At 72.3% G+C, this 2750-nt stretch carries 2 protein-coding genes and 1 pseudogene; all 3 read left to right on the top strand.

Annotation, left to right across the window (positions count from 1 at the left end; all coding sequences use genetic code 11):
• A pseudogene (locus tag FNQ90_RS18900) lies at positions 1 to 199 on the top strand (hypothetical protein); the annotation flags it as partial.
• Between the two features lie 89 nt (positions 200 to 288).
• The gene (gene mtrA / locus FNQ90_RS18895) at positions 289 to 966 is read left to right on the top strand and encodes a two-component system response regulator MtrA (protein WP_143623403.1); all 678 of its coding nucleotides are present in this window, start codon (positions 289 to 291) and stop codon (positions 964 to 966) included.
• A 28-nt stretch (positions 967 to 994) separates the two neighbouring features.
• Positions 995 to 2750, top strand: a 1756-nt coding sequence (mtrB, locus tag FNQ90_RS18890; RefSeq protein WP_182607459.1) for an MtrAB system histidine kinase MtrB, incomplete at its 3' end; no start/stop codon positions are given.

Raw genomic sequence — 2750 nt, 5'->3', positions numbered from 1 at the left:
GGTGACGACGGCGCGACCGGGGGTGCGGGTGGCGCCGGAGGGCGCCGGGGCGTACAACCCGGCGTTCGACGTGACACCCGGTGAGCTGGTGACGGCGGTGGTGACGGAGCACGGGGTGGTGTGCCCGCCGGACCGGGAACGGTTGGCGGCGGTGCTGCCCGGGGGTACCCGAACCCACCGAACCGGATGTACCCGATGAAGCGGTGCGAACCGTGATGATGACCCCGTGGGGGTCGAGAGGAAAAGGGACGTGGACAGTCACGATCCGGCCAATGGGATGATGAAGTCATGAAGGGACGTGTTCTCGTCGTCGATGACGACACCGCTCTGGCGGAAATGCTCGGCATCGTCCTGCGCGGCGAGGGCTTCGAGCCGTCGTTCGTCGCGGACGGAGACAAGGCCCTGGCGGCGTTTCGGGAGATCAAGCCCGATCTGGTGCTGCTGGACCTGATGCTGCCGGGCCGGGACGGTATCGAGGTGTGCCGGCTGATCCGCGGCGAGTCCGGGGTGCCGATCGTGATGCTCACGGCCAAGAGCGACACGGTGGATGTGGTGGTCGGCCTGGAGTCCGGGGCCGATGACTACATCGTCAAGCCGTTCAAGCCCAAGGAACTGGTGGCGCGGATCCGGGCCCGGCTGCGGCGCTCGGAGGAGCCCGCGCCGGAGCAGTTGGCCATCGGCGACCTGGTGATCGACGTGGCGGGGCACTCCGTCAAGCGCGACGGCAAGGCGATCTCGCTGACCCCGCTGGAGTTCGACCTGCTGGTGGCGCTGGCCCGCAAGCCGTGGCAGGTGTTCACCCGCGAGGTGCTGCTGGAGCAGGTGTGGGGGTACCGGCACGCCGCCGACACCCGCCTGGTCAACGTGCACGTGCAGCGGCTCCGCTCGAAGATCGAGAAGGACCCCGAGCGCCCGGAGATCGTCGTGACGGTCCGTGGCGTCGGCTACAAGGCCGGGTCCGGCTGAGGTGACCGAGTGGTCCCGTCGCACGGCCATGCTGTTGCCCGAGGGGGCGACCGGCAGCAGGGCGCAGCCCGCCATCCGGATCTTCGGACGGTGGGCCCGCGGGCCGTTGCTGTCGGTGCTCCGGTTGTGGCGGCGCAACATCCAGTTGCGCGTGGTGGTCTCGACCCTGCTGCTGTCGCTGGCGGTGGTGCTGGTGCTGGGCGTGGTCGTCATCGGCCAGGTCCGCAACGGTCTGCTGGAGGCCAAGCGGCAGACCGCGATCAGTCAGGCCGACGGTGGGTTCGCGGTGGCCGCGGACCGGGCGGATCGGGCGATCACCGGCGCGGACGCCGGTGACGGCACCCCGGGTCGGGTCACCGACCCGGGGGTGTGGCTGACCGGCATGGTCGAGCAGTTGGCCAGCGGCGGGCAGGGCGTGTACTCGGTGGTGGCGCTGCCCTCGCAGCTGTCCGGACAGCCGTTCGGCGGTGAGACGGCCGGCGGCGCGCCGCGCGGTCCCCGGTCCTCGGCGGACATCCGACCCGAGGAGAGCGTGCCGCAGGACATGCGGGAGGCGCTGGACGGCAACGCCGGCACCCACCGCCGGTACGGCACGATCGTGCGTCCGGACGGGTCCACCCAGACGGCCCTGATCGTGGGCCGGCGACTGACCGACAACCACGGCAACCCGTACCAGCTGTACTACCTCTTCCCCTTCACGCAGGAGGAGAAGTCGCTGGCGCTGGTCAAGGGGACCATCACCACCGCGGGGGTGTTCCTGGTGGCGCTGCTGGGCGCCATCGCGTGGCTGGTGGTGCGGCAGGCGGTGACGCCGGTGCGGATGGCGGCGCGGATCGCCGAGCGGCTGGCGGCGGGCCGGTTGCAGGAGCGGATGAAGGTCAGCGGCGAGGACGACATCGCCCGGCTGGGGGAGTCGTTCAACAAGATGGCCCGCAGCCTTCAGGCCAAGATCCATCAGCTGGAGGAGCTGTCGCGGATGCAGCGGCGGTTCGTCTCGGACGTCTCGCACGAGCTGCGGACCCCGTTGACGACGGTGCGGATGGCGGCGGACGTCATCCACGGGTCCAAGGACGAGTTCGATCCGATGACCGCCCGCTCGGCGGAACTGCTCATCGACCAGCTGGACCGGTTCGAGGCCATGCTGGCGGAGTTGCTGGAGATCAGCCGCTTCGACGCGGGCGCGGCGGCCCTCGAGGCCGAACCGACCGACCTGCGGGATTCGGTGCGGCGGGTCCTGGAGGGGGCCGAGCCGTTGGCCGAGCGCAAGGGCACGCGGCTGGTGGTGCGCGGGGACGAGCGGCCGGTGGTGGCCGAGGTGGACCCGCGCCGGGTGGAACGGGTGCTGCGCAATTTGGTGGTCAACGCCATCGAGCACGGTGAGGGGCGTGACGTGGTGGTGCGGCTGGCCGCCGCCCCCGGTGAGGACGGGGCGGTGGCGGTGGCGGTCCGCGACCACGGCATCGGGCTGGGGCCCGGCGAGGCGGAGCGGGTGTTCAACCGCTTCTGGCGGGCCGACCCGGCGCGGGCCCGGACCACCGGCGGCACCGGCCTGGGACTGTCCATCGCGCTGGAGGACACCCGGCTGCACGGCGGTCGACTGGAGGCGTGGGGCGAGCCGGGGCGCGGGGCGCAGTTCCGCCTGACCCTGCCGCGCGCGGCCAACGGGCCGCTGCGCGGCTCGCCGATCGCGCTGGAGCCGTCGGACGCCGCCGGGTCCGCCGGTTCGGGGCCCACGGCCCTCTCCGCGCGGGACGGTGACGGGGGAGCCGGGCACGGACCCGGGC

The sequence above is a fragment of the Streptomyces alkaliphilus genome, from assembly GCF_014141535.1.
Taxonomy (GTDB): domain Bacteria; phylum Actinomycetota; class Actinomycetes; order Streptomycetales; family Streptomycetaceae; genus Streptomyces; species Streptomyces alkaliphilus.
The sequence above is the reverse complement of the archived record's forward strand: the minus strand, read 5'-3'. Positions and strand labels throughout refer to the sequence as shown.